Genomic DNA, 26,391 nt, shown 5'->3' on the forward strand with positions numbered 1-26,391 from the left:
CGGTCTCTGCCGGGCCGTCACCGGTCGCGCTCGCGGCCGACGCACGCGCTGCTGGGGCGCTACAGGCGTGCTGCGGCAGGTGATGGCTGCTACGTGCTTTTGTGTTGTGGCGACGCTGCGCGAATGCACAGGCGGGCCCCGCCTGGTCCAAGTCGCGGCGCGGCATCTTGGCACTCCACGGGGTCCACTGTGGCATGCGAACTGCCGAGCCGCGTGAGCGTTGGACGTGTTGGCGATGGCCGTTCCGTTCTGTACGACTACAGCATGGGGCGTCGGCGCTGGTGCCCCGATGCCGAGACGCTGGCGTGCGCAAACCGCGTGAGCCTGGCTAGCCTGGTCGAATGCACAGGACGAGCACGCATCTGCGCCGACCTGGAGGCCGCGCAGTCCGCGAATGCGAGGCAAAAAAAAACCCACCCTCGCGGGTGGGTTCTTTCATTGCATGCGCGCGTTCTTACTTGCCGAACGAGTAACGCATTTCCAGGTAGTACGCACGGCCGTACACATCGAAGTTGTAATCGTTGTACGCCCACTGCGCGCTGCCCGGGTAGGACTTGTCCAGCGGCGGCATCTTGTTGAACACGTTGGTCATCATCAGCGACAGCTCCATGCCCTCGAACGCCTTGTAGGTCACGCTGGCGTTGTGGGTGATGTGCGACGGCAGCTTGCCGGCGCGCGGGGAGGCATAGCCGGCCGGGGCGACGGTCGCCGCGTAGTTCGGGGTCTTGTCGAACCAGCTCGCGTACCAGGTGGTCGAGAACTTGCCGATGTCCCAGGTCAGCGACGCGTCGGCCTTGCGCTTCGGGTCGGTGCTCCAGTACGGATCGTTCAGCAGGTCCACGGGCGTATCGCCCGTGTAGCGCACATACTTGTGGCGCAAGTTCTCGCTGTAGCTGGCGATGGTGCTCAGGTCGCCCCAGCGACCGAAGTCGTAGCCATAGCGGAACGAGGCAGTGACCGCTTCCAGCTTCTGGTTGGAGACGTTGATCTTCGGCGTGTAGATGTTGGTGATCTGGCCGGCGGCGTTGCGGGTGACCTGGGCGAACGTGGCCTGGCACAGCGCCGAGGCGGCATCGTCGATGCCGGCGCGGCAGCGGTAATCTTGCAGGCTCAGGCCGTCGGCGCTCTGCTGGGTGACTTCATCGCTGATGTCCCAGTTGAGGTAGTCGACGGTCAGCGCCATGCGGTCCACCGGCGACCACACGAAGCCGGCGCTCCACACGTCGGCATTGATCGGCTTCAGGTCCAGGTTGCCCGACTGCGTCCCGCGGAACTGACGGCTGGAGAAGGCGGCCGGGCAGTTGTCGGTGTTGCCCGGCAGGTAGCCGCGGCGCGCGCACTGGTAGTAGTCGACGACGCTGCTGTAGTAGCCGCTCTGGCCCTGGTACAGGTCGGACAGGGTCGGCGCGCGGAACGCGGTGCCGTACTTGCCGCGCAGCAGCAGGGTTTCGAACGGACGGTACTCCAGCGAGATGCTGTAGGTCGGCTTGTCGATGGTGCGGCCGCTGGCCTTGAACGCATCGTAGCGGCCGGCCAGGGTGATGGTCAGCGGGTCGAACACCGGCATGCGCAGTTCCGAGGTCAGCGCGTAGCGGTCGCGCTGGCCGCCGCCGGCCACCGAGGTCAGGCCCCAGACTTCGCCGTTGAGGATCACCGGATCCGGCGCGTAGTCCCACTTCTGCTTGCCGTATTCGCCGACCACGGCCAGGCCGGCATCACCGCCGGGCAGGCTGAACAGCTTGCCGTTGGTGGCCTGGACGCGAAGCATGCCGTCGGAGGTCTTGCTCTTGTTGGTGGCCTGGCCGGTGAAGCTGGCGAAGTCCGCCTGGCTGATCGGCGAGTAGAACGCTGCGTAGTTCGGCGAATACACCGGATAGGTGTCGTACAGCGGATCCAGGCCGAGCTGCGGACCCAGCACGCGGTTCACGAAGAACTGGTCGATCGCGTTCTTGTAGCGGACCAGCTGGCGCTCCTCCAGCTTGTACTGGGTGTAGGTGACGCCGGCATCGTAGTCCCAGCTCGACTGGCCGAGCTGGCCCTGGGCGCCGAAGGTCACGCGCACCGAGTCGCTCTTGTTGCGGCTCATCGTGTCCTTGATGCCGTTGATGCCCATTTCTTCCGGGGCGAACGAGCGCTGCAGATTCAGCAGATCGCCCACCTTCGGATCGTAGTAATAGCCGAAATCAGCGGCGGTGCCCCACCAGATGTAGTTGGAGCCGGAGTTGAACTTGACCTCGTCGTGGCTGTAGAGCACGTCGCCGTACAGCTGCACGTTGTCGTTCAGGTCATGGGTGCCGTGGATGTAGGCCTGCAGCGACTTGGTGCCGCTGTCCAGGGTGCGATAGCCCGGGGTGTACTTGGAGCCGCAGTAGTAGGTGTCGCCGAAGCCCGGGCGCTGCTGCTTGGCGATGGTGCCGCCGAACAGGCCGGACACGTTGTTGCAGTTGTTCGGGTCGAGGAACTTGTAGCTGGTGAACGGGCTGTAGACCAGGAAGTCGCGGCTCGGCAGCTGGGCGTTGTAGCCCTGGGTGTTGAACTGCTTGGTCAGGTCGCGCTGGTAGGCCCAGATCGGATCCTTCTCTTCGTACTGCACGCCGCCCAGGATGCTGGTGCGGCCATCGGCCGAGGTCCAGCCGTCGGCGAAGGTGGTGCGGAAGTTGCTGCCGCCGCCCTCGGAATAGCCGCCGCCGCGGATGCTGAACACCGCGCCGTCCATCTTCTTCTTGAGGATGACGTTGATCACGCCGGCGATCGCGTCGGAGCCGTACAGCGACGACTGGCCGCCCGGCAGGATTTCGATGCGGTCGACCAGGTCGATCGGAATGCCGCTGATGTTGTTGAACGTGTCGCTGCCGTTGTACAGCGCCGGATAGTTCGACATCGGGCGGCCGTCGATCAGGTACTTCACGTAGCCCGGCGGCAGGCCGAACAGGCTCACCGTCTTCGCGCCCTGGGTGAAGGTGCCCGAGCTCTGCCCGCCCTGCACGCCGCCGGTGGCGAACGAGCTCTTCTGCAGCACGTCGGCGACGGTGCTGAAGCCGCGCGCCTTGATCTCTTCGGCATTGATCGTGGTGACCGGCGTGGCGGTCTCGATCTCGGTCTGCGGGATCAGCGACCCGGTGACGGTGATCTTGTCGAGATTCGTCGCCTTGTCGGTCTTGTCATCGGTCGTGGCGTCCTGCGCAAAGGCGGCAAACGCGGCCGGAACAAGCAGGGCGGAGGCCAGCGCGGCACTCAGGTGGCTGTGCTTGAAACTACGAGTATGACGAGCAGTCATCTTTCTCTATCCCCGAAAATCAATCGATAAGGCGAGGGGCCTCGTGCCGCGACATGTGCCTTGAAAGTGGGACCGCATCCTGCGATCAACCCAAACGTAACACGGACTTAACGCCGTTTGTACATGGGTGTCACTTTTTTCGTCTACAAGCGAAAAGTGCCGCGATCGGGTGGGAAACGTCGGCAAATGCCGGCACTGGGCGGCAGTGAGAACCATTTTCACGCTGCTTTGCACCATTGCGGGGCGTTGCGCGGACAGGTTGCTGAACGGCACGGCGCTACGTTGGCGCGCACCTCGTCAGGCCCCGCGCCGGCAGGGCTGCGCCAACGGAGCCGGCGTCCGGGTGCGCTCGCCGCTGCACCACTTCGGTGAGTGCGTTTCGCCATCGTGGGGCGGTCGTGGGCTCGCCGCCTTGCTTCGCAGTACGCCAAGCGTTGGTCCGGCGGCTGCGCGGGCAGGTGCACTCGACGATGGCGGCCGCCTGCGGAAGCCGGGTGGTGGCCGGTGTTGGAGGCCATTTGCGCAAATTCGCCAAGAGTCGCGTCGCCCGCGACGCGGGACCCGGCACCGGCACACTTGTATAGTCATGTGTCCGTGCGGCCCGCGACGCTGCCGCTGTCCGCGGCCCCGCTCGCGGTCCATGTCTCCCTTTCGTCCAGCGCACGCCCGTGTGCGGCGCCGACGCTTTCTTGTTGAGTTTTCCGATGACCGAACGCCCGCGTCTCCCCGCCCATGCCGTCCAGCCCAAGCTCGCCCCGCATCCACGCATCCGCAACGTCATTGCCGTCGGTTCCGGCAAGGGGGGAGTGGGCAAGTCCACCACTGCGGTGAACCTGGCGCTGGCCCTGCAGCGTCAGGGCGCGCGCGTCGGGGTGTTGGATGCCGACGTCTACGGCCCCAGCGTGCCGGCCATGCTCGGCCTGAGCGGGCGCCCCGATAGTCCTGACGACAAGCGCATCGAGCCGATGCGCGCCTTCGGCATCGAGGCCATGTCGATCGGGCTGCTGGTGGACCAGGACACGCCGATGATCTGGCGCGGCCCAATGGCGACCTCGGCGCTCACCCAGTTGTTCGCCGACACCCTGTGGGACGACCTGGACTACCTGCTGATCGACCTGCCGCCCGGCACCGGCGACATCCAGCTGACCCTGGCGCAGAAGATCCCGGTGGCCGGCGCGGTGATCGTCACCACCCCGCAGGACATCGCCACGCTGGACGCGAAGAAGGCGCTGAAGATGTTCGAGAAGGTCGAGGTGCCGGTGCTGGGCATCGTCGAGAACATGGCGGTGCACACCTGCAGCCACTGCGGCCATGTCGAGCACTTGTTCGGCGAGGGCGGCGGCCAGCGCATGGCGCAGCAGTACGGCGTGCCGTTGCTGGGTTCGCTGCCGCTGGCGATCGCGATCCGCGAGCAGGGCGACGCCGGCACCCCGGTGGTAGCCGCAGCGCCGGAGTCGGCCGCGGCGCAGGCCTACCTGGCCACCGCGCAGCGCCTGACCGAGGAACTGCGCAAGCGCCCGCGCGCGGCAATCCCGATCACCGCGGCGTTGCGCTGAGCGGCGCGCGGCGCCTGCCGCGAAGGCCTTGCAACCGGCTAGAATCGCCGGTCATTACGGCCGGCCCCATCCGCCGGTCGCGTTCCCGGCGCGCAGGCTGCGGCCGCCGCCACCGCATCAGGAAGCCCCATGAGCATCAAGAGCGACCGCTGGATCCGCCGCATGTCCGAACAGCACGGCATGATCGCGCCCTACGAGCCGGGCCAGGTCAAGCAGGTCGACGGCCAGCGCATCGTCAGCTACGGCACCTCCAGCTACGGCTACGACGTGCGCTGCTCGCGCGAGTTCAAGGTGTTCACCAACATCAACTCGACCATCGTCGACCCCAAGCACTTCGACCCCAAGAGCTTCGTCGACATCGAGGCCGACGAGTGCATCATCCCGCCCAACAGCTTCGCGCTGGCGCGCACCGTGGAGTTCTTCCGCATCCCGCGCGACACCCTGGTGGTGTGCCTGGGCAAGAGCACCTATGCGCGCTGCGGCATCATCGTCAACGTCACCCCGCTGGAGCCGGAGTGGGAAGGGCACGTGACCCTGGAGTTCAGCAACACCACGCCGTTGCCGGCGCGCATCTACGCCAACGAAGGCGTGGCGCAGATGCTGTTCTTCCAGTCCGATGCCGACGACGTCTGCGAGACCAGCTACAAGGACCGCGGCGGCAAGTACCAGGGCCAGACCGGCGTGACCCTGCCCAAGACCTGATCTCCAACTCCCTTCTTTTCGACAGCACAAGGAGCGCGCAATGAACGACCCCAACCCCTACCAGGCCCCCGACGCGGCGTTGCCGCCCGCGCTGCCCGGCGCTGCCGACGGCGAGGTCCTGGCCGGCCGCGGCGAGCGCCTCGGCGCGGCGCTGATCGACGGCGTGATCTCGCTGGCGACGTTCCTGCCGGTGGCGGCGCTGACCGGCTATTTCGGCAAGGTCATGGAAGCCGCCCGCAGCGGCGTGCAGGTGTCGTTCCTGACCACGCTTGGCTACGGCGTGCTGGGCATGCTGATCTTCCTGCTGGTGCAGGGCTACCCGCTGGCCAAGACCGGCCAGACCTGGGGCAAGAAGCTGCTGTGGATCCGCATCGCCGACCTCGACGGTGGGCAGCCGCCGTTCTGGCGCCTGATCGCGCTGCGTTATCTGCCGACCCAGGCGATCTCGCTGGTGCCGATCGTGGGCGGCATCTACGCTCTGGTGGACGCGCTGTTCATCTTCCGCCAGGACAAGCGCTGCCTGCACGACCTGATCGCCGGCACCCGCGTGGTCAACGTTCGCCGCTGAGCGCGTAGTCGCGAGACGGCGCCCCTGCCTCTAGCAGGGGCGCGCCAGCAAGCCGCTCGCGCGACACACGCGGCTGGAGTCGGGGATCGCCCTGACGAATCCCCACTCCCTAATCCCCAATCCCGGCCCCGACTACTTGCCGCGGCCGAACAACATGCCGACGCCGACCGCGACCAGGATCGCCGGCCACCAGGTGGCGATCAGCCGGCCCAGGCTCAGGTTGGTCCAGCCCAGGTTGTTGGCCAGGAACACCAGGCCGATCACGATCAGCACGATGGCGGCGATCACATTGGATTTCATGGAGACGCGGCTTCCGCAAAAAGGGCGCCTATCGTAGCCGCTGGCGCCACGCCGCAACACGCGCCTGCAGTTCCTCCGCCGGGATCCGCTGTGCCGCGCCGCTGCCCCACACCGGGCCGGGCCAGGCGGCATCGCCGGGATGCCGCCCCAGCACGTGCACGTGCAGTTGCCGCACCACGTTGCCCAGCGCGCCGATGTTGAGCTTGTGCACGCCCGGCTCCTGCCGCAGCAGCTGCGAAAGCTGGTTGATCTCGGCCAGCAGCAGGCGCTGCTGGCCACCGTCCAGATCGATCCACTCGCTGGCCTCGGCCACGCGCGGCACCAGCAGCAGCCACGGGAAGCGCGCGTCGTCCATCAGCCGCACCTGCGACAGCGGTCCGTCGGCGACGAACGCGCTGTCGGCCTGCAGTCGCGGGTCGAGGACGAAGTCGGCCATGCCGCGGCTCAGCCCAGGTGCTCGGCGAGGAACGCCAGGCTGCGTTCGCGGGCGAGCTCGGCACTGTCGGCGTCGTAGTGGTTCGGGTCCACATGGCGGTCGAAGCCGTGCCCGGCCGGGTAGACGAAGGTCTGCATCTGCGGCAGCTTCTCGCGATGTTGCTGGATCGACTCGGCCGGGATGCTGCCGTCCTGCGCGCCGAAATGGAACAGCACCGGCGCCTTCGGCGTCTCGTCCAGGAACTGGGTGTTGCGGCCGCCGTAGTAGCTCACCGAGGGCAGGCCCAAGCGCAGTGCCGCCAGCAGCGCGACGCTGCCGCCCCAGCAGTAGCCCAGCGTGCCGACCTTGCCGGCCGGCGCCAGCGCCTGCGCGGCCGCCTGCACGATGTCCAGGGCGCGATCGAAGCCGAGCGCGCCGACCAGTTCCAGGCCATGGCGCACGCCGTCCTGGTCGTAGGCCAGTTGCGCGTCCTTCTCGACCGGATCGAACAGCGCCGGCGCCAGCACTTCGTAGCCGTGCGCGGCGTAGCGGTCGGCGACCTCGCGGATGTAGTCGGTCACCCCGAAGATCTCCTGGATGACGACCAGGCCGCCGCGCGGCGTGCCCTCGGGCAGGGCATGCCAGGCGGAAACCTGGCCGTGAGCGGTGTCGAGTGTGGTCCAGTGGCCCATGTGCGGCGTCCTGTGGGGTGGGGGGAAGCGGCCGATTATCCATCGCCCGGGCTAAGCCCGGGTGAGCGGGCGCACAGCGGGCGGCCGCCGCGCCGGCGGCCCCGGCCCGGTATACTTCGCGCGCTGTTTTTCTCCCAGGCCCCCGGACCCCGGCCCCAATGTCTCTCGCGACCCCCAAAGTCGGCTTCGTCAGCCTCGGCTGCCCGAAGGCCCTTGTCGATTCCGAACGCATCCTCACCCAGCTGCGCGTGGAAGGCTACGCGATCGTGCCCAGCTACGACGCGGCCGACGTGGTGGTGGTCAACACCTGCGGCTTCATCGATTCGGCGGTGGCCGAGTCGATGGAGGCGATCGGGGAGGCCATGGCCGAGAACGGCAAGGTCATCGTCACCGGCTGCCTCGGCAAGCGCTCGGAGCAGATCCGCGCGGCCTATCCGGACGTGCTGGCGGTGTCCGGCCCGCAGGACTACCAGAGCGTGATGGAAGCGGTGCATGCGGCGCTGCCGCCGCGCCACGATCCGTTCGTGGACCTGCTGCCGCGCGGTCGTGGCAACGAAGACGACATCGGGGTCAAGCTGACCCCGCGCCACTACGCCTATCTGAAGATCTCCGAAGGCTGCAATCACCGCTGCAGCTTCTGCATCATCCCGTCGATGCGCGGCGACCTGGTATCACGGCCGGTCGACGAGGTGCTGCGCGAGGCCGAACGCCTGGTCAAGGGCGGGGTACGCGAGCTACTGGTGGTGTCGCAGGACACCTCGGCCTACGGCGTGGATCTGAAGTACGCCGAGCGCGAGTGGCGCGGTCGTGCCTACCAGACGCGGATGAAGGCGCTGTGCGAGGGCCTGTCGGAACTGGGCGCGTGGGCGCGCCTGCACTACGTGTATCCGTACCCGCACGTGGACGACGTGATCCCGCTGATGGCCGAGGGCAAGTTGCTGCCGTACCTGGACATCCCGTTCCAGCACGCCAGCCCGCGCATCCTCAAGCTGATGAAGCGGCCCGGCGCGGTGGAGCGCACCCTGGAACGCGTGCAACGCTGGCGTGCGCTGTGCCCGGAGATCACCCTGCGTTCGACCTTCATCGTCGGCTTCCCTGGCGAGACCGACGCCGAGTTCGAGCAGTTGCTGGAGTTCCTGGACGCCGCGCAGCTCGACCGCGTCGGTGCGTTCGCCTATTCCCCGGTGGAAGGCGCCAGCGCCAACGCGCTGCCGGATCCGGTGCCGGAAGCGGTCAAGCAGGAGCGGCTGGCGCGCTTCATGGAGCGGCAGGCGGCGATTTCCGCCGCGCGTCTGGAAGCCAAGATCGGCAGCGTGCAGGAGTGCCTGGTCGACCTGCTGGAGGACGGCATCGCGGTGGCGCGTTCCAAGGCCGATGCGCCGGAGATCGACGGCCTGGTGCATATCCAGAACGGCGGCGAGCGTGGGCTGAAGCCGGGCGACCTGGTGCAGGTGGAGATCACCGACAGCGACGAGCACGATCTGTTCGGCGATGCGTTGCCGGCGCCGGCGACGCCGGCAAGGCCGCTGGACCTGCGGGTACTCTGAGGCCGCAGACGACGGCATGCGTGGCGCCACGGCGCCACGCGCTCACAGCGCGGCGTAGTCCACCGCCACCACCACGAAGCTGTGGCGGCCGCCGGGCAGCTGCGCTTCCACTTCGTCGTCGACGCGCTTCTTCAGCAGCGCCCGCGCCAGCGGCGAATCGATGCTGATCCAACCGCGCGCCGCGTCGGTCTCGTCGGGGCCGACGATGCGGTAGCGGCGCAGTTCGCCACTGTCGGCATCCTCCAGTTCGATGTGCGCGCCGAAAAACACCGCCTGCGGGTCGGACGGGGCCTCGGCGACCACGCGCAGCGCTTCCAGGCGCTTGCTCAGGTAGCGCACGCGGCGGTCGATTTCGCCCAGTTGCTTCTTGCGGTAGGTGTACTCGGCGTTCTCCGAGCGGTCGCCCTCGGCCGCGGCCGCGGCGAGCGCCTTGACCACTTCCGGACGGCGTACCCGCCACAGCTCCTCCAGCTCGGCCTTGAGCCGGGCATGGCCTTCCGGGGTGATCAGGGCGGTGCTTTTCTCGGCAGGGGGACGCCAGCGGCTCATCGGTGCGACTGCGGTGGAGCGGGGTGGCGATGCTAGCGCGTGCCTGCGCCTTGCGCACCCGCAGGCGATGGCCGAAGCTGGCGCCGCCCCGCACATGGACGTCGCTCGATGCTGATCCTGCCGCTGCACAAGCCGCTGTCGCGGGACAACCTCCCGCTGGTCACGCTGCTGCTGATCCTGCTCAACATCGCGGTCTATGCGGGCTGGCAGCGCCACGACGCGGCGCCGCTGCGGCAGGCGCAGCGTTATTACCTGGACTCCGGACTCGGCGCGCTGGAAGCGCCGGCCTATGCGCGCTACCTGGAACGCAGCGGCCAGCGCGAGCCGCTCGCGCAGCTGCAGCAGGTACCGGCAGCGGAGCGGTCGGCCTTCGTCGGCGCCATCACCGTGCACGATGTGCGCTTCGTGCAGGCCCTGCGCGACGGCAGCGCCTTCGCGGACGCCGATGCGCAGCAGGCCTGGGCGCCGCTGCGGGCGCGTTACGACACGCTGCTGCAGCGCGTGTTCACCCTGCGCCATGTGCAGCGCAGCTCGGAATGGGCGCCGCTACGCATGCTCACGGCGGCGTTCCTGCATGCCGACGCCATGCACCTGATCGGCAACATGCTGTTCCTGCTGGCGCTGGGTACGCTGCTGGAAGGCGCGATCGGCGGCTGGCGGTTCCTGGCGGTGTACCTGCTTGGTGCGTTCGGCGCCAGTGCGGTGAGCCTGTGGTGGCGCTGGGGCGAGGCCGGGGCCGGTCTCGGCGCGTCCGGCGCCATCGCCGCGCTGATGGGCGCGTTCTGCGTGGTCTGGGGGCGGCGACCGGTGCGCTTCTTCTATTGGGTGGCGGTGCTGTTCGACTACGTGCGCGCGCCGGCCATCGTGCTGCTGCCGCTGTGGCTGGGCTGGGAAATTTACAACCTGCTGTTCAATGGCGATGCCGGCATCGGCTTCGATGCGCATGCCGGCGGCCTGGTGATCGGCGCGCTGCTCGGTGCCGTGCTGGTGGCGACCGGACAGACCCGCGAGGCCTTCCTGCGCGACGAGAGCGACGCAACGGCCGACGATCGCTGGGAGCGCGCGCAGGCGCATTTGGGGCGGATGGAACACGTCCAGGCCGGCGCGCTGCTGGACGCGTTGGCCGCGGAAGCGCCGCAGCGCTTCGATGTGGCGCTGGCGCGCTATCGCCTGGCGGCCAATGCCGGCCACGCCGCATCGGCACAGGTGCGGGCGCAGGAGCTGTTGCGCCTGTCGGCGCCGTCCGTGCACGAGGCGCGGCAGCAGGCCGCCGTGTTGCAAGCGTCCGGCGACGTGGATGTGCCGACGCGCATGGCGTTGTTCGCGCGCTGGATGGCGCTGGGCTTGCTGGTCGAGGCGGAGACACTGCTGGCGCAGGATGCGGGCTCGTCGCGCGAGCAGCAGGCGCAGGCCTGGTTCCGGCTCGCGCTGGGTCATGGCGAACGCCAGGCCATGGCGGAGTGGCGGCGCGTGCTGGAGGCACTGATCGTGCGCTATCCGGATCTGCCGCAGGCGGACAAGGCGCGGTTCCTGCTCGCCAACGCCTGAGCGCTGCCTGGTGCGCGGAGTGTCCGGTGCCGCGCGCCGTGCAGGGCGCGCTAGACCGGTGCGATCGTCACCGCGCGCAACGCTGCCTGCAGCTTGCCGCGTTGCACCTCGTCGTCGCAGCGGCTCAGCGCGTCCTCCAGCAGGTCGCGCGCCTGCGCGTCTTCGCCGAAGCGTTCGGCCAGCAGCAGGGCCGCCTGCAGCGACCAGGCGCTGCGTTCCGGCGCCTTCGGCCAGGCGCGCAGCGCGGCCTGCAGGCCATCGGCAGCCAGCCGGAACTGGCCCGCCAGTTGCGCGCGTTCGGCCAGCAGCGTGGCCTGTTCCGGCAGCAGCGGCGCGAAGTCGGGATCGGCATCCAGTGCCTCGCGCTGCAGGGCCAGCGCACGCCGTTCCTGCTTTTCCTGCAGCAGCCGGTGCATGTACTGGCGGGTATGCTCGCGGCGTTCGTCGTGGCGTGCGCTGCTGCGCAGCAGGCGCTGGTACAGCTCGTGTACGCCCAGGCTCACCGCGCGGGTGCGCACTTCGCTGCGCAGCACCTGCAGCGCGTCGTCGGTGTGACCGTCGCGCACCAACTGTTCGGCCTCGTCGAGCACGCGCTGGTCCGGGTCGTGGCGGGCGAAGCCGCTCGCTGCGTCGGCGGCCGGTTCGTAGCCCAGCACGGCGTGATACTGGTAGACCAGATAGCCCATCAGGTGGAAGGCGGCGAACAGGCCCCAGATCGTCACCACGGTGACCGCCAGGTCGGCGACCAGCGGCGGCAGGGCGCGCTGCAGCCAGGCGGCGGCGCCCAGCGCGCTGGCCTGGATCACGAACAGCAGGCCGAACGCGGCCAGGTATGGCCAACCGATGCGCAGCGCCAGGCCGATCGACACGGCCGGGTTCAGCGCGCGGCGCAGGCTGCCGTCCATCGCCAGGGAAATCAGGAAGCCGGGCTGCAGCAGGACCACCGCCAGCAGCATCAGCAGGCCGCCGACCGGCCCGGTCAGAAGCAGCGCGGCGAACACCGCCACGCCGAGCACGATCATCAGCGCCAGCAGCCGCACGACCACGCCGTCGCCGATGTCGAACCCGCGCTCCGGCGCGTCCAGGTAGCCGTCGGCGGTGTGCCGCAGGATCTCGAAGGCGTATTTGTAGATCGCCAGGGTGGTGACGATGCCCAGGATCCAGCCGATGCCGGGCAGTACTTCCAGCAGGCTGCACAGGGTCAGCGCGATCAACGCGTACAGCGCGCCGCCGCGCAGCGGATACAGCGCGATGGCGCGGGTGCGCGCCCAGAACGGTTCGGGTGTACTGCGGTGTGTGCGGCTTGCGCCCACGCGACGACGGTCTTCCATGACGCCCCCTGTCTACGAAGTGTGACGATTGTGCGGGTCGGCTGCGTCGCGCGCAATCGGGACGCTGGCTGGGGCGGCTGCGCGATGCGGACGGCGGCACCGAGGGAGTGTGGTCGGCTGCGCAAAGCGCAACCTGTGCCGCTGCGTCCGTGCGTGCGCTGGCTACACTGCGCGGCCGAACGACGGGGGAGGGTGGCGGACGCCGCACCTGCCGCCTGCCGTGCCCCTCACCCCTTGGAGTTTCGCTTGGACCCTTCCTTCGTTTCCGGCAATCCGCGCGTGCGCGTCACCCACATCGAAGTGCTGTCGGACAACTGGTACGTGCTGCGCAAGGTCAGTTTCGATTTCCAGCGCCACGACGGCAGCTGGCAGGCGCTCACGCGCGAGGCCTATGACCGCGGCAATGGCGCGACCATTCTGCTGTACAGCCGCGCCAAGGGCACGGTGATGCTGACCCACCAGTTCCGCTTGCCGACCCTGCTCAACGGCAATCCCGACGGCATGCTGATCGAGGCCTGCGCCGGCCTGCTCGATCGCCACGATCCGGAGACCTGCATCCGCAAGGAGACCGAGGAGGAGACCGGCTACCGGATCGAGAACGTGCGCAAGGTGTTCGAAGCGTTCATGAGTCCGGGCTCGGTGACCGAGCGGCTGTATTTCTTCGTGGGCGAGTACGTCGACCGCGACAAGGTCGGCGCCGGTGGCGGCGTGGCCGCCGAGGGCGAGGAGATCGAGGTGCTGGAGCTGGCGCTCGATGCCGCGCTGGCGATGATCGACACCGGCGAGATCGCCGACGCCAAGACCATCATGCTGCTGCAGTACGCCAAGCTGCACGGGCTGCTGGCCTAGCGTAGCGTTGTCGGTTTTTGTCTCTGCGCGTGGCATCGCCTGGATCGAAGGCCGCGCCTCACAGCGAATCCAGCGCTCTGCACGCTGGGCCTGTCGATCGCTGGTGGCGACGGTGTGCGGCAGGCATGCTCAGGTGTCAGCGATGACCCATTGCACGTCCGGCACCCACGCCTGCCGCCATCGGGCCATTTTTGCTTCGGCGTCCAGCCATTGCGGGGACACCGGCACTGCAGCCCCCAGCGCCGGCGTCTTGTTCAGACAGCCGGCATTGACGGCACCGTAAAGCTGCCCCTGGTGTTCGAACGTGACCGCAACCAGCACCCCGCACTGGCGGCACAGCTGGAATTGGGCGGCCTCTGCGCCCTGACGATAGCGATGCACGGCCTCGGCATGCGTGGCCGTCAGTCGCAGTGTGCCGGCGGGATCGGAAACGTATGCCGCACCATGCTTCTGGCAGAAGCTGCAGTCGCATGCGCGCGGACGGATTTCCTCTGCCGATTGATCCGTCGAGAACTCCACGGTCAGGCAGCCGCAGTGGCAGCTTCCCTGGAGCGCTGTCAGCTTGTCTGCCCGCGACATCATTGAAAGGCGCTCATTGCTTCCCTGTCCATGCTGGAGCTTCCTTTGGCGTCGGCAGCGCTCAGCGCTTGCCGCCGAAGATGCTGCCGAAGATGCCGCGTACGATCTGCTGGCCGATGCGATTGCCGATGGTGCGCGAGGTCTGCTTGGCCATCGCCTCCAGCATGCCCTGGCGGCGCTTGGTGCCGAACACCGCGTCCTTGACCGCCTGGCCGAAGCCGCTGTCCTGCGCCTCGTCCTGTTCGCGGGTGCGCGCCGGCGGCGTGGCGCTGCGGTCGGTGCTCTGCTCGACCCGGCGCGCCAGCAGCTCCGCCGCCGATTCGCGGTTGACCGGCGTGTCGTAGCGCGTGCCGACCGGGCTGCCGGCGCGCACCTGCGCGCGCTCGGCGTCGGAGATCGCGCCCATGCGGCAGCGCGGCGGCGCGATCAGGGTCTGCTGCACCGGCGCCGGCACGCCCTTGTCCTGCAGGGTGGACACCAGTGCCTCTCCGGTGCCGAGCTGGGAGATGGCCTTGGCCACGTCCAGCTTGGGATTGGCCACGAAGGTCTCGGCCGCGGTACGCACCGCCTTCTGGTCGCGCGGCGTATAGGCACGCAGCGCGTGCTGCACGCGGTTGCCGAGTTGGCCGAGGATGCTGTCGGGCACGTCGTCCGGGAACTGCGAGCAGAAGTACACGCCCACGCCCTTGGAGCGGATCAGCCGCACCACCTGCTCGATGCGCTGCACCAGCGCCGGCGGCGCATCGTCGAACAGCAGGTGCGCCTCGTCGAACACGAACACCAGCTTGGGCTTGTCCAGGTCGCCCACTTCCGGCAGCCGCTCGAACAGTTCCGACAGCAGCCACAGCAGGAAGGTCGAGTACAGCCGCGGCTTGAGCACCAGTTGCGCGGCGGCGAGGATGCCGATCACGCCACGGCCGTCGTGGTCGACCCGCATCAGCTCGGCAAGGTCCAGCGCCGGTTCGCCGAAGAAGCCCTCGCCACCGTCCTGGGCCAGGCGCAGCAGCGCGCGCTGGATCGCCGCCACCGACGGCGCGCTGACCAGGCCGTATTCGGTGGAGATGTCCTTGCGCTCTTCCACCACCAGCGCCAGCAGCGCGCGCAGATCGTCCAGGTCGAGCAGCAGCAGGCCGCGGTCGTCGGCCAGCTTGAACACGATGTCGAGCACGCCGGCCTGGGTGTCGTTGAGTTCCAGCACGCGCGCCAGCAGGGTGGGACCCATCTCGCTGACGGTGGTACGCACCGGATGGCCGAGCTTGCCGTACAGATCCCAGAACAGCACCGGGTTGGCGGCCGGGGCATAGTCGGCCACGCCGATCTCCCCGGCGCGCTGCAGCACCTTCTCGCTGCCGTCGCCGGGCATCGCCAGGCCGGCCACGTCGCCCTTGACGTCGGCCAGGAACACCGGCACGCCGATCCGCGAAAAGCCTTCGGCCAGGGTCATCAGGGTCACGGTCTTGCCGGTGCCGGTGGCGCCGGCGACCAGGCCGTGGCGATTGCCCAGGCGCGGTTGCAGCAGCACCGCGATGTCGTCGGTCACGCCTTTGCCTAGCAGGATCGGGTCCATATCGGGGTCCGCAATGAGATGCCCGGATTCTAGAGCGTCTGCGGCATGGCCGAATGCGTACAGGCTGCCTTGGGCGTGTCGCGTCGCCCTGCGGATGCCGTCGCAACCCGGCAACGGTGGTCTTTGCACGATGTGGTCATTCGCTGGTGCGGCACGGGCGCGGCGCACTGCATCGGTGGCGCGGGGCCGGCGCGTGCGGTGTCCGTGTTGCGGCGCGGAATGGCCGGCGGCGATGAACCCTGGCCCGCCGCGGGCCGCGCCGTGGCCGCGGCGACCTTGCCGCGATGCGACGGCGGGGGCTACCCTGCGGCCTTTCCGTCGCCGCGTCCCACCATGCCCCTTCCGTTCCGCTTCACCCACGCGTGGCCCGTCGCGGCTGCCGTGGCGCTGACCTGCACCGCTCCTGCCGCCCAAGCCCGCGTGTCCGCCCGCGACCAGGCCGCCATCGCCGTCCTCGACCAGCGCCTGGCCGCCGCCGAGAAGCGCTACAACGACGCCATGGTGCTGGTCGGCAACAGCGACCCCAAGGGCACCCAGGAAAGCGACGCCGCGCTGGAGGACATCGAGGACGTGATCCAGGCCTGCATCAAGCAGCGCGGTTGCGAGGTGGGCACCTACTTGGGCGCGTACAAGCGCCTGCTGAAGGCCAAGGCCGACGCGCAGGGCCAGGCCAGCGACACCGATGCTGCCGACGACGATTCCGCGCCGCTGCAGGCCGACCCCGACCACATCAGCCCGCTCGCCGCCGACGTGCCCGAAGCGATGCGCGCGGCCAGCCTGCTCAACGACAAGCGCCACGCCTTCGATTCGATGGTGGAGTACAACCCGGCGGTGCAGGCCGGCATCCGCCGCTGGCTCACCGACATGCGCCCGGCGCTGATGAGCAGCTACGAGAACTACCAGAACCTGCGCGCGATCATGTGGCCGGAGTGGGAGAAGCGCGGCCTGCCGGAAGCGCTGCTGTTCGGCATCATCGCCAAGGAATCCAACGGCCGCGTGCACGCCAATTCGCGGGTGGGCGCCGCCGGGCTGATGCAGTTCATGCCGGCCACCGGGCGCCGCTTCGGCCTGGGCCCGGACGGCACCGGCTTCGACACCCGCTACGACGCGCGCAGTGCCGCCGAGGCCAGCGCGGTCTACATCAACGAGCGCATGGCCGAACTCAACCGCAGCGTCGAACTGGCGCTGGCCGGCTACAACGGCGGCGAAGGCCGTGCCGCGCGCGTGTTCAACCAGATGCCCGGCCGCAGCTTCTGGGACGCCTCGGTGTACAACCAGTTCCCGGCCGAGACCAAGGACTACGTGCCGATGGTGATCGCCGCGGCGTGGATCTTCCTGCACCCGCAGCAGTACGGCGTGGCCTTCCCCAAGATCAATGCGCAGCCGGCCACGCTGCGCCTGGCCAAGTCCACCACCATCTACGAACTGACCATCTGCCTGGGCAGCGACGGCACCCGCGACGGCTACATGCGCGCGCTGCGCAACCTCAACCCGCGCTACGAGCCGGACGGCTGGATCCCGGCCGGGGTGACCATCAATGCCACCACCAAGATCGTCGGCCTGTACAACCGCTACTGCGTCAGCGGCCCGCGCGCCGACCTGGCCCGCGCGCTGATCACCGCCGACGTCACTGCCGCGGTGCGCAGCAGCAGCCCGGCGCCGGCCGCCGACCTGACCGGCAACGTGGCGGTGGGCGACGTCAGCCCGGTCGCCGGCGTGCCGACCACGGTGGCCACCGGCCGTCCCGCGCCGGCCAAGCCCAAGCAGAAGCAGGTGCGCAACTACCGCGTGGCCAAGGGCGACACCCTGGGCCGGATCGCCGACCGCCACGACTGCGACCTGAAGGAACTGGCCAAGGCCAATGGCCTGCGCGCCCCGGGCTATGCATTGAAGCCGGGCCAGTCGCTGAAGCTGGTGGGCTGCGAGAAGTAGGCCGATCCCTTCTCCCTCCGGGACCATGGCCCCCTTTTCGGGGGAAGGTGGCGCGCAGCGCCGGATGAGGGTGCGACGGCCGCAGTGTCGGGTGCATGGCTTTTCGGCCATCCATCGAGAGCCTGCGGTCTGTCACCGCCAATGCGTCGGGACTGAAGTCCCTCCCACAGTGGGGCTGTTGCTCTCGCGGGTCGCCAGCCTGAAAAGCCGATGGCGAGACCCAAGCGCGGCTCCATCCCTTCTCCCCCCGGGACCCTGGCCCCCTTTTCGGGGGAAGGTGGCGCGCAGCGCCGGATGAGGGTGCGGCGGCCGCGGTGTCGGGTGTATGGCGTTTCGGCCATCCAGTGAGAGCCTGTGGCCCGCCACCGTCAATGCGTCGGGACTGAAGTCCCTCCCACAATTGCACTCCCCACAAATGGCCGCAACGCGGCCCTGCACGCCTCAGCGCAGCAGACGCGCCAGTGCCTGCCCCAGCCGTACCGGCGATTCCGCCGCAAGTGCAGGATCGAACGCGGCCACGCCAGGCGGCAGCAGCACGATCACGGTGGAGCCGTAGTTGAAACGCGCCATTTCCTCGAACCGCTGCAGGGTGATGCCCTTGCCGCGCCACTCCTTGCGGGTGATGCGGTCGGCGTAGCGTGGGATCTCCACGCCGCTCCACACCGTTTCCACGCCGGACACCAGCAGGGCGCCAACCATCACCGAGACCATCGGGCCGAAGTCGGTGTCGAAATGGCAGACCAGGCGCTCGTTGCGCGCGAACAGGCGTGGCACGCTGCGCACCGCGTCGGTGCCGACGCTGAACAGCCTGCCGGGCACATGCACGGTTTCGCGCAGGGTGCCGGTCCAGGGCATGTGCACGCGGTGGTAGTCGCGCGGCGACAGGTACACGGTGGCGTACAGGCCGTTGGCGAATGGCGCCGCTGCGGCGTCGTCGCCGAGCAGTTCGGCCGCGGTGAACGACTGCCCCTTGGCCTGGAAAATTCGTCCGTCCTTGATGCGGCCGAGCTGGCTGATGCGGCCATCGGCCGGCATCAGCAGCGCCTGCGGATCGGGATCGGCGACGCGCGCGCCCGGCTTCAGCGCACGGGTGAAGAAGGCATTGAAGGTCGGATAGGCGCGCGCATCCGGCTGCGCGGCCTCGCTCAGGTCCACGCCGAAGCGGCGCACCACCGTGTCGATCAGCCACTGCTTCAGCCCGGGCCGCGACGAGTAGGCCAGGCGCCGTGCCAGCGAGGACAGCAGCCGGTGCGGCAGCACGTAGGTCAGGCGGGTGGTCAGGCTCATGGGGCGGTGGCCTTGGTCAGCGCCTGCAGGTCGGCGGCGATCGCCGCGGCATCGAACGGCGGGCGGATCAGCCCGGCCTGGCGGCCCTGCGGGTCGAGCACCGCGATCGCGGCGGAGTGGTCCATGCTGTAGTCGTTCGGGTTCTCGGCGTAATGCTTGCCCGGCACCTTCTGGAACACGAAGCCCAGCGCAGTGGCGAAGCGCTCCAGTTCGGGCACGTCGGCGGTGGCGGCGATGGTGTCCTTGTGGAAGGCGTGGGCGTACTCGCCCAGCCGCGGCAGGGTGTCGCGCTGCGGGTCCACCGAGACGAACAGCACGCGCGGGCGCAGCGTGTCTGGCAGCGTCTCCCATTGCTTCTGCGCGCGCGCCAGGTCGGCCAGCGTGGTTGGGCACACGTCCGGGCAGGCGGTGAAGCCCAGGAACACCAGGGTCCAGTGGCCCTTGAGCTCGCCCGGGACCAGCGGCGTGCCGTCGGTCTGGCGCAGGTGGAAGTCGGGCAGTGGGCGCGGCTGCGGGTACATGCGCACCGTGCGCGTCTCCGGCCAGGCCGGGGCGGCGCTGCCGCCGAAGTACTTCTGGGCCAGCAGCAGCCCCAGGCCGGCGGCCAGGGCAACCACCAGGACGATGCCGAAGGTGCGGTTGAACATACTGATTTCCCATGCAACGAACGCTCATCATAGCGGCCGGGCCTCTATAATCGGGGGCCACATTGCCTTGCCTGTTGCCATGACTGCCGACGCGGCCGCCGAACTCCACACGATCATCGACCTGATCCGCTACGGCACCAGCCGTTTCAACGCCGCCGGGCTGAGCTTTGGCCACAGCTACGACAACGCCCTGGACGAGGCCACGCAACTGGTGCTGCACGCGCTGCACCTGCCGCACGACCTGGGCCCGGCCTACGGTAGCGCGCGGGTCACCACACCGGAGAAGGCGCAGGTGCTGGCGCTGTTCGAGCGCCGCATCGCCGAGCGCATCCCCGCCGCCTACCTCACCGGCGAGGCCTGGTTCGCCGGGCTCAGCTTCAAGAGCGACGCGCGCGCGCTGGTGCCGCGTTCGCCGATCGCCGAGCTGATCGAGGCCGGCTTCGAGCCATGGCTGGCCGGCCGCCCGGTCGAGCGCGCGCTGGACCTGTGCACCGGCTCGGGCTGCATCGCCATCGCCATGGCGCACTACAACCCGAACTGGCAGGTGGACGCGGTCGACATCAGCGACGACGCGCTGAGCCTGGCGGCCGAGAACAAGGAGCGGCTGCTGGCCGACAACGTCGAACTGGTCAAGTCCGACCTGTTCGCCGGGCTCGGCGGGCGCCGCTACGAGCTGATCGTGACCAATCCGCCCTACGTTACCCATGCCGAGACCGACGCGCTGCCGCCGGAATACGCGCACGAGCCGGAGCTGGGCCTGCGCGCGGGCGACGACGGCCTGGACCTGGCGCTGAAGATCCTGCGCGACGCGCCGGCGCACCTGAGCGAGGACGGCCTGCTGATCTGCGAGGTCGGCGAGTCCGAACGCGCGCTGGCGCAGCTGCTGCCGGAAGTGGACTTCGCCTGGGTCGAGTTCAAGGTCGGGCAGATGGGCATCTTCGCGGTGGAGCGCAGCGAACTGCTGACGCACCACGCGCGCATCGCCGCGCTGGCCGCGGACCGGTGACGCAAGCGACATGAGCGCGAACAGTTTCGGCAAGCTGCTGACCGTCACCACCTTCGGCGAATCGCACGGGCCGGCGATCGGCTGCGTGGTCGACGGCTGCCCGCCGGGGCTGGAGCTGGACGCCAGCGAATTCGCCCACGACCTGCAGCGCCGCGCCACCGGCAAGAGCCGGCACACTTCGGCGCGGCGCGAGGCCGACGAGATCCAGATCCTGTCCGGGGTCTACGAGGGCCGCACCACCGGCACCCCGATCGGGCTGCTGATCCGCAACACCGACCAGCGCAGCAAGGACTACACCGACATCGCCCGGCAGTTCCGTCCGGGCCATGCCGACTACAGCTACTGGCAGAAGTACGGCATCCGCGATCCGCGCGGTGGCGGGCGTTCGTCCGCGCGCGAGACCACCATGCGCGTGGCCGCCGGCGTGATCGCCAAGAAGTGGCTGGCGCAGCGCTACGGCGTACGCGTGCGCGGCTACCTGTCGCAGCTTGGGCCGCTGCTGCCGCAGGGTTTTGCCTGGGAGGCGGTGGAGGACAACGCGTTCTTCTGGCCGCATGCGCCGCAGGTGTCGGAGCTGGAGGCGTACATGGATGCGCTGCGCAAGTCCGGCGATTCGATCGGCGCGCGGGTCACCGTGGTCGCCGATGGCGTGCCGGCGGGCTGGGGCGAGCCGATCTACGGCAAGCTCGACGGCGAACTGGCCGCGGCGATGATGAGCATCAACGCGGTCAAGGGCGTGGAGATCGGCGACGGTTTCGCCGCGGTGACCCAGAAGGGCACCGAGCACCGCGACCTGATCGCGCCGGACGGCTTCCAGTCCAACCACGCCGGCGGCGTGCTCGGCGGCATCGCCACCGGCCAGCCCGTGGTCGTCTCGGTGGCGTTCAAGCCCACCTCCAGCCTGCGCCTGCCCGGCGCCACGGTGGACGTGGACGGGCAGGCGGTGGACGTGATCACCACCGGTCGCCACGACCCCTGCGTCGGCATCCGCGCCACCCCCATCGCCGAGGCGATGATGGCGCTGGTGCTGATGGACCAGGCGCTGCGCCACCGCGCACAATGCGGCGACGTCGGCACGGTGATGCCGCGCATCCCCGGCGGTGGCGATGGCTGAGTCGCGGCCGCGGGTGTGGGTCAGCCAGCCGCTGTTCGACGACGTCGTCGCACGGCTCGGCGACCATTGCGCGCTGACCACCACTGAGGACGTGACCAAGTATTCGCCGCAGGACCTGGCGCAGGCGCTGGCGCCGCTGGACGGCGCCCTGGTCACCCTCAACGAACGCATCGGCGCTGCCGAGATCGCCGGCGCGCCGCGGCTGCGCGCCATCGCCAACGTCGGCGTCGGCTACAACAATCTGGACCTGGACGCGCTCAGCGCGGCCGGCATCGTCGCCACCAACACCCCCGACGTGCTCACCGAGACCACCGCCGATCTCGGCTTCGCCCTGCTGATGGCCGCCGCGCGCCGCGTCGGCGAGGCCGAGCGCTGGCTGCGTGCCGGGCAGTGGCAGCAGTGGTCGTTCCAGACCATGCTCGGCGCCGACGTCCACGGCAGCACCCTCGGCATCCTCGGCATGGGCCGCATTGGTCAGGCCATCGCGCGCCGCGCCGCCGGCTTCTCGATGCGCGTGCTGTACCACAATCGCAGCCGCCTGCCGGCCGAGGTGGAGCGCGCGCACCGCGCCGAGTACGTCGGCTTCGACGACCTGCTGGGGCGCGCCGACCACCTGCTGCTGGTGCTTCCGTACAGCGCGCAATCGCACCACGTCATCGACGCCGCCGCGCTGGCGAAGATGCGGCCGACCGCGACGCTGGTGAACATCGCCCGCGGCGGCCTGGTCGACGAGATCGCGCTGGCCGATGCGCTAGCCAACGGGCGCCTGGCCGCGGCCGGGCTGGACGTGTTCGAAGGCGAGCCGGCGATCCGTCCGGAGCTGCTGGCGCTGCGCAACGTGGTGCTGACCCCGCATATCGGCAGCGCCAGCGTGGCCACGCGCCGCGCGATGGTGTCATTGGCGGTGGACAACCTGCTCGCCGCGCTGGGCATTGGCGCCGACGCCGGGCGCCCGCCCAACGCGCTGAACCTGGACGCGATCGCCGCGGCCGGCGGCGCTGCGCGGGCGATTGCGGACAAAAAACGATAGGGAGCCTGCGGCCCTGTGCGCGGCGCACACGGCAGGTTCCCCGAATCCACGTGGCAGTGCGGCTGTTCCTCCCTTCTTTTTCTGCGGATCGAATCTTCCATGAGCAATGCAACCCGTCGTTTCAACGTCGCCGTCGTCGGCGCCACTGGTGCCGTCGGCGAAACCATGTTGAGCATCCTCGCCGAGCGCGATTTCCCCGTCGCCACGCTGTACCCGCTGGCGTCCGAGCGCTCGGCCGGCGGCCAGGTCGAGTTCAACGGCCAGAAGGTCACCGTGCTCGACCTGGCCACCTTCGACCCGACCGGCGTGGACATCGCGCTGTTCTCCGCCGGTGGCGGCATCTCCAAGGAATACGCGCCGAAGTTCGCCGCGGCCGGCGCGGTGGTGATCGACAACTCCTCGACCTTCCGCTACGACGACGATGTGCCGCTGGTGGTGTCGGAAGTCAATCCGCACGCGCTGAAGCACCGTCCGCGCGGCATCGTCGCCAACCCCAACTGCTCGACCATGCAACTGATGCCGGTGCTGGCGCCGATCCACAAGGAGTACGGCATCGAGCGCATCAACGTGGCCACCTACCAGTCGGTGTCCGGTGCCGGCCGCTCGGGCATGGAGGAACTGGGCAAGCAGACCGCGCAGCTGCTGGCGTTCCAGGACATCGAGCCGCAGAAGTTCCAGGCGCAGATCGCCTTCAACCTGATTCCGCACATCGACGACTTCCAGCCCAACGGCTACACCAAGGAAGAGATGAAGCTGGTGTGGGAGACGCAGAAGATCCTCGAGGACAGCAACATCCTGGTGAACCCGACCGCGGTGCGCGTGCCGGTGTTCTTCGGCCACTCCGAGGCGGTCAACATCGAGACCAAGCGCAAGATCACCGTCGAGCAGGCGCGCGCGCTGCTGGGTCAGGCGCCCGGCGTGGAAGTGGTCGACGAGCACAAGGCCGGCGGCTATCCGACCCCGGTGACCCATGCCTCGGGCAAGGACCCGGTGTTCGTCGGCCGCATCCGCGAGGACTTCTCGCACCCGCGCGGCCTCAACCTGTGGGTGGTGGCCGACAACATCCGCAAGGGCGCCGCGCTCAATGCGGTGCAGTTGGCCGAGCTGGTGGCCCAGGAGGGCTGAAGGCCGGGACCCGGGACCGGGGACCCGGGTCCCGTGGTTTCATAGCGCGTCGGCGTGGCCGGCGCTGCGCGGACCCGAGCGTGTAGTGGAGTGGAACCAAGGCCAGGGCGTGAGCCCTGGCTTTTTGTCTAGAAAAGGGAAGCTACAGGCATGCGCGCTCGCCCCGTTGTGGGAGGGACTTCAGTCCCGACGCGAGATCCACACATCGCAGTACGCAGCGCAGTACCTGCCTGGGCGTTCTGAGTCCCGGGTTATGCGGTGACTTCAGTCCAGACAGCGTCTGGACCTCGCGTCGGGTCTGAAGTCCCTCCCACAGTGGCCTGTCTGGGCGTTTCTGTATCGGCAGATCCCTGAGCCGCGGATTTCAGCAGCGTATCGGCAACGGGGTACCTGCCTAGGTTTCTCCGAATCCCCAGTCCCGAGTCCCGTCCTCTCACCATCCCGGCTTTTCCGGGTCCCGGGTCCCCGGTCCCGGCTTCCTATATATTGCACGCATGATTCCAAGGGGCAGGGGCGGGATGCGCCTACAACCACGTGTGTTCCATCGCCGTAGTGGCGATGCGGTGTCCGCCGCGCGCGGGTTGCGCCACCTCTGTCGCGCGGCCGCCGCGCTGCTGTTGCTGGCCTGCAGCCAGGCCGCGCTGGCCCTTGGCCTGGGCGATATCCGCGTGCTGTCCAAGCCGGGCGAGCCGTTCCTGGCCGAGATCCCGGTGATCTCCAACGAACCGGGCGAACTGGAGCGGGCGCGGGTGGCGCTGGCCTCGCCGGCGACCTTCGCGCGGGTCGGGCTGGAGCGGCCGCAAGGCCTGGTCAGCGACCTGCAGTTCCGCTTCACCCAGACCCGCAAGGGCCGCGCGGTGATCCAGGTCAGCAGCCGCATGCCGGTCGACGTGCCGTCGCTGAGCTTCCTGATCGAGGTCGATTGGGGCCAGGGCCGGCTGATCCGCGAATACTCCGCGCTGATCGACGCGCCCAACACGGCCGCGGCGATCGATGCGCCGGCGATCGATGCACCTGCCGCGGCGCAGCCGTCCGACCGCATCGCCCGCGATGCGTCCACGGCCACCCCCGCGCCGGCGGCCGCCGCCACGTCGGCGACGCCGACCGCCAGGCCGGCCGCCACGCCGCGTCCGGCGCCGGCCCCCGCGGCCGCGCCCGGCGATGCGCTGGCGCCGGTACGCGCCGGGCAGACCCTGTCGCAGATCGCCGGGCAACTGGCGCGCGGCAACGGCCATTCGATGGACCAGACCATGGTCGCGCTGCTGCGCGCCAATCCGGACGCCTTCATCCGCGGCAACCTCAACCTGCTCAAGCAGGGCGCGGTGCTGCGCACGCCGCGCGAGGAGGACCTGGCGAGCCTGGATGCCGCCGCCGCCGAGGCGGTGGTGCGCGAGCAGGCGGCGCAGTGGCGCCAGGCGCGCGCGCCGGTGCCGCAGCCGGCACAGGCCCAGCAGGACGCGGCGACGGCGCAGGCCGCAGCCAAACCGGCCGCCGCAGCGCCGGCCGCCGCCGCAGCCGGCGCACGGCTGGAAATCGCGCCGGCGGTGCCGGCGACGCGCCGCGAGGCGGGAACCAAGTCCGGCACCGGTGCCGGCGACGAAGGAGACATGGTGGCAGCCCAACAATTGCAGCAGGCGCGCGAAGACCTCGCGGCACGCGATGCCGAGGTCCAGGAACTGCGCTCGCGGGTGGACCAGCTCGAAAAGCTCAAGTCCCAGCAGCAGCAACTGATCGCGCTGAAGGACAGCGACCTGGCCGCGGCGCAGAAGCGCCTGGCCCAGGCCGGGCAGGCGCCGCCGGCGGCGGCGGCCGCCCAGGCGCCGGCCAATGACGGGTTCCCGCTGTGGCTGTGGGGCGGGCTGAGCCTGCTGGTGCTGGGCCTCGGCGCCTGGCTGCTGTCGCGTCGGCGCAAGCCCTCGCCGCTGCCGCCGTTGCCGCGCGACGACGACGCCGCGCTGGCGGCGAGCGCCGCGGTGCCGGTGGTCGCGCACCGCGATGTCGATGCGCCGGAGCTACCGCCGCTGGAGCCGGCCGAGCCGCTGGCCGAGGACGCCACGGCGACCCGTGACGAGGAGGCGCTGGAGGCGTGGGAGCATGCCGGCCACGTGGACCACGCTGCCGCCGATCACGCCGATCACGCCGATCACCACACCGCGCTCGACGATGACGCGTTCGAGCGCGTGCTGGCGCAGCAGTCGTTGCGGCAGGCGCCAGCCGATGCGCCGCTGTCCGCGGACAACGACGACGACCATTCCGCTGACGTGTCCGATGCCCATCCGGAGGCCGCTCCGGCCGCCGAATCCGCGACCGAGGCGGCCTGGCGGCAGCCGTCGCCGGTGGTCGCATTGCCGACCAGCGACGCCCGTGCCGACAGCGATGCCGGCGGCGGCCGACAGGAGCCGACCTGGCACCAGCCCGCCGCGGCGCCCGCACCCGCACCGGCCGAAGCGCCGTCGCCGTATCCACCGGCCGGCCGCGAACGCCTGGAACTGGCGGTGGCGTACATGGACCTGGGCGACAACGAGACCGCACGCACCTTGCTGACCGAGGTCGCGGCCAGCGGCGACCCGGCCGCGCGCGCCGAGGCGCTGCAACTGCTGGGACGGCTGGACTGATGGCGGCAGGCGGCGCGCGGCGCGCTCGCCGCGGCCGTCCGGTCTGGATCGGGACGGCCCCGCGGCACCCTGCCCATCGGCGGCAGGCCAGCGCTGAGGGTGCGCTCAGCGCCCGGTCGGGGCACTGCCGCCGCGGCCATGTGACGGGCGCCGTG

General features: G+C 69.6%; 22 protein-coding genes. 12 read left to right on the top strand and 10 right to left on the bottom strand.

The annotated features are described in order from the left end of the window. Window positions 1-454: 454 nt before the first annotated feature. Window positions 455-3,277, bottom strand: coding sequence for a TonB-dependent receptor plug domain-containing protein (locus GGR71_RS06495; protein WP_237474404.1), 2,823 nt, complete (start codon window positions 3,275-3,277; stop codon window positions 455-457). 704 nt (window positions 3,278-3,981) lie between these two features. Here GGR71_RS06495 and apbC point away from each other — a divergent pair. The 3 genes from apbC (at window position 3,982) to GGR71_RS06510 (ending at window position 6,103) form a co-directional block, all read left to right on the top strand. Further along, window positions 3,982-4,833 carry an iron-sulfur cluster carrier protein ApbC gene (gene apbC / locus GGR71_RS06500; protein WP_160960998.1) on the top strand — a complete coding sequence of 284 codons (852 nt, stop codon included), beginning with the start codon at window positions 3,982-3,984 and terminating at the stop codon, window positions 4,831-4,833. Between the two features lie 129 nt (window positions 4,834-4,962). Continuing rightward, the gene (gene dcd, locus GGR71_RS06505; protein WP_010340509.1) at window positions 4,963-5,535 is read left to right on the top strand and encodes a dCTP deaminase; all 573 of its coding nucleotides are present in this window, start codon (window positions 4,963-4,965) and stop codon (window positions 5,533-5,535) included. A gap of 40 nt (window positions 5,536-5,575) precedes the next feature. Beyond that, window positions 5,576-6,103, top strand: coding sequence for an RDD family protein (locus GGR71_RS06510; RefSeq protein WP_160960996.1), 528 nt, complete (start codon window positions 5,576-5,578; stop codon window positions 6,101-6,103). A 132-nt stretch (window positions 6,104-6,235) separates the two neighbouring features. On the opposite strand, the gene GGR71_RS06515 is transcribed toward GGR71_RS06510, so the two are convergent. Genes GGR71_RS06515 through GGR71_RS06525 form a run of 3 tightly spaced genes read right to left on the bottom strand, consistent with a single transcriptional unit; the run spans window position 6,236 to window position 7,510 of the window. Further along, on the bottom strand, window positions 6,236-6,403 hold the full coding sequence (locus GGR71_RS06515; protein WP_003467495.1) for a LiaI-LiaF-like domain-containing protein: 168 nt from the start codon (window positions 6,401-6,403) through the stop codon (window positions 6,236-6,238). Window positions 6,404-6,431: 28 nt separating this feature from the next. Continuing rightward, window positions 6,432-6,839, bottom strand: coding sequence for an HIT domain-containing protein (locus GGR71_RS06520; RefSeq protein WP_048489513.1), 408 nt, complete (start codon window positions 6,837-6,839; stop codon window positions 6,432-6,434). Between the two features lie 8 nt (window positions 6,840-6,847). Next, the gene (locus GGR71_RS06525; protein WP_160960993.1) at window positions 6,848-7,510 is read right to left on the bottom strand and encodes a dienelactone hydrolase family protein; all 663 of its coding nucleotides are present in this window, start codon (window positions 7,508-7,510) and stop codon (window positions 6,848-6,850) included. A 158-nt stretch (window positions 7,511-7,668) separates the two neighbouring features. Between GGR71_RS06525 and rimO the strand changes: the two genes are divergently transcribed. Then, entirely contained in the window at window positions 7,669-9,057 is a 1,389-nt protein-coding gene (gene rimO / locus GGR71_RS06530) for a 30S ribosomal protein S12 methylthiotransferase RimO (protein ID WP_160960991.1), read from the top strand. Window positions 9,058-9,099: 42 nt separating this feature from the next. Here the strand turns inward: rimO and greB are convergent, their stop codons facing one another. Next, complete coding sequence (gene greB, locus GGR71_RS06535) at window positions 9,100-9,606, bottom strand: transcription elongation factor GreB (protein ID WP_160960988.1); 507 nt, start codon at window positions 9,604-9,606, stop codon at window positions 9,100-9,102. Between the two features lie 108 nt (window positions 9,607-9,714). On the opposite strand from greB, the gene GGR71_RS06540 reads away from it, so the two are divergent. After that, complete coding sequence (locus GGR71_RS06540) at window positions 9,715-11,154, top strand: rhomboid family intramembrane serine protease (RefSeq protein WP_160960986.1); 1,440 nt, start codon at window positions 9,715-9,717, stop codon at window positions 11,152-11,154. A 50-nt stretch (window positions 11,155-11,204) separates the two neighbouring features. On the opposite strand, the gene GGR71_RS06545 is transcribed toward GGR71_RS06540, so the two are convergent. After that, window positions 11,205-12,485, bottom strand: a complete 1,281-nt coding sequence (locus GGR71_RS06545) for a tetratricopeptide repeat protein (RefSeq protein WP_160960984.1) — start codon at window positions 12,483-12,485, stop codon at window positions 11,205-11,207. A 246-nt stretch (window positions 12,486-12,731) separates the two neighbouring features. On the opposite strand from GGR71_RS06545, the gene nudK reads away from it, so the two are divergent. Further along, window positions 12,732-13,334, top strand: a complete 603-nt coding sequence (gene nudK, locus GGR71_RS06550; RefSeq protein ID WP_160960981.1) for a GDP-mannose pyrophosphatase NudK — start codon at window positions 12,732-12,734, stop codon at window positions 13,332-13,334. Window positions 13,335-13,463: 129 nt separating this feature from the next. On the opposite strand, the gene GGR71_RS06555 is transcribed toward nudK, so the two are convergent. Continuing rightward, the gene (locus GGR71_RS06555) at window positions 13,464-13,913 is read right to left on the bottom strand and encodes a GFA family protein (protein WP_456362592.1); all 450 of its coding nucleotides are present in this window, start codon (window positions 13,911-13,913) and stop codon (window positions 13,464-13,466) included. 61 nt (window positions 13,914-13,974) lie between these two features. Further along, complete coding sequence (locus GGR71_RS06560; RefSeq protein ID WP_160960976.1) at window positions 13,975-15,480, bottom strand: helicase HerA-like domain-containing protein; 1,506 nt, start codon at window positions 15,478-15,480, stop codon at window positions 13,975-13,977. 333 nt (window positions 15,481-15,813) lie between these two features. Here GGR71_RS06560 and GGR71_RS06565 point away from each other — a divergent pair, with 333 nt between their 5' ends. After that, window positions 15,814-17,412: a transglycosylase SLT domain-containing protein gene (locus tag GGR71_RS06565; protein ID WP_160960974.1), complete on the top strand. Its 1,599-nt coding sequence runs from the start codon at window positions 15,814-15,816 to the stop codon at window positions 17,410-17,412. A 441-nt stretch (window positions 17,413-17,853) separates the two neighbouring features. Here GGR71_RS06565 and asd read toward each other — a convergent pair whose 3' ends face one another. Both asd and GGR71_RS06575 read right to left on the bottom strand, forming a co-directional pair. Further along, entirely contained in the window at window positions 17,854-18,699 is an 846-nt protein-coding gene (gene asd, locus GGR71_RS06570; RefSeq protein WP_160960972.1) for an archaetidylserine decarboxylase, read from the bottom strand. Further along, the gene (locus GGR71_RS06575; protein ID WP_010340523.1) at window positions 18,696-19,346 is read right to left on the bottom strand and encodes an SCO family protein; all 651 of its coding nucleotides are present in this window, start codon (window positions 19,344-19,346) and stop codon (window positions 18,696-18,698) included. Before GGR71_RS06575 ends, asd begins: the two co-directional genes overlap by 4 nt. A gap of 79 nt (window positions 19,347-19,425) precedes the next feature. Between GGR71_RS06575 and prmB the strand changes: the two genes are divergently transcribed. From prmB to GGR71_RS06600, 5 genes are all read left to right on the top strand, one after another. After that, the gene (gene prmB, locus GGR71_RS06580) at window positions 19,426-20,352 is read left to right on the top strand and encodes a 50S ribosomal protein L3 N(5)-glutamine methyltransferase (RefSeq protein ID WP_160960969.1); all 927 of its coding nucleotides are present in this window, start codon (window positions 19,426-19,428) and stop codon (window positions 20,350-20,352) included. A 10-nt stretch (window positions 20,353-20,362) separates the two neighbouring features. Then, window positions 20,363-21,466, top strand: coding sequence for a chorismate synthase (gene aroC / locus GGR71_RS06585; RefSeq protein ID WP_160960966.1), 1,104 nt, complete (start codon window positions 20,363-20,365; stop codon window positions 21,464-21,466). Continuing rightward, window positions 21,459-22,496 carry a 2-hydroxyacid dehydrogenase gene (locus tag GGR71_RS06590; protein ID WP_160960963.1) on the top strand — a complete coding sequence of 346 codons (1,038 nt, stop codon included), beginning with the start codon at window positions 21,459-21,461 and terminating at the stop codon, window positions 22,494-22,496. The genes aroC and GGR71_RS06590 overlap by 8 nt, the downstream gene beginning before the upstream one ends. Before the next feature lie 99 nt (window positions 22,497-22,595). After that, the gene (locus tag GGR71_RS06595) at window positions 22,596-23,621 is read left to right on the top strand and encodes an aspartate-semialdehyde dehydrogenase (RefSeq protein ID WP_160960960.1); all 1,026 of its coding nucleotides are present in this window, start codon (window positions 22,596-22,598) and stop codon (window positions 23,619-23,621) included. Between the two features lie 518 nt (window positions 23,622-24,139). Then, window positions 24,140-26,236: a FimV/HubP family polar landmark protein gene (locus GGR71_RS06600; RefSeq protein WP_184451745.1), complete on the top strand. Its 2,097-nt coding sequence runs from the start codon at window positions 24,140-24,142 to the stop codon at window positions 26,234-26,236. Window positions 26,237-26,391 lie beyond the last annotated feature (155 nt).

It is taken from the genome of Xanthomonas sp. F1 (assembly GCF_014199855.1).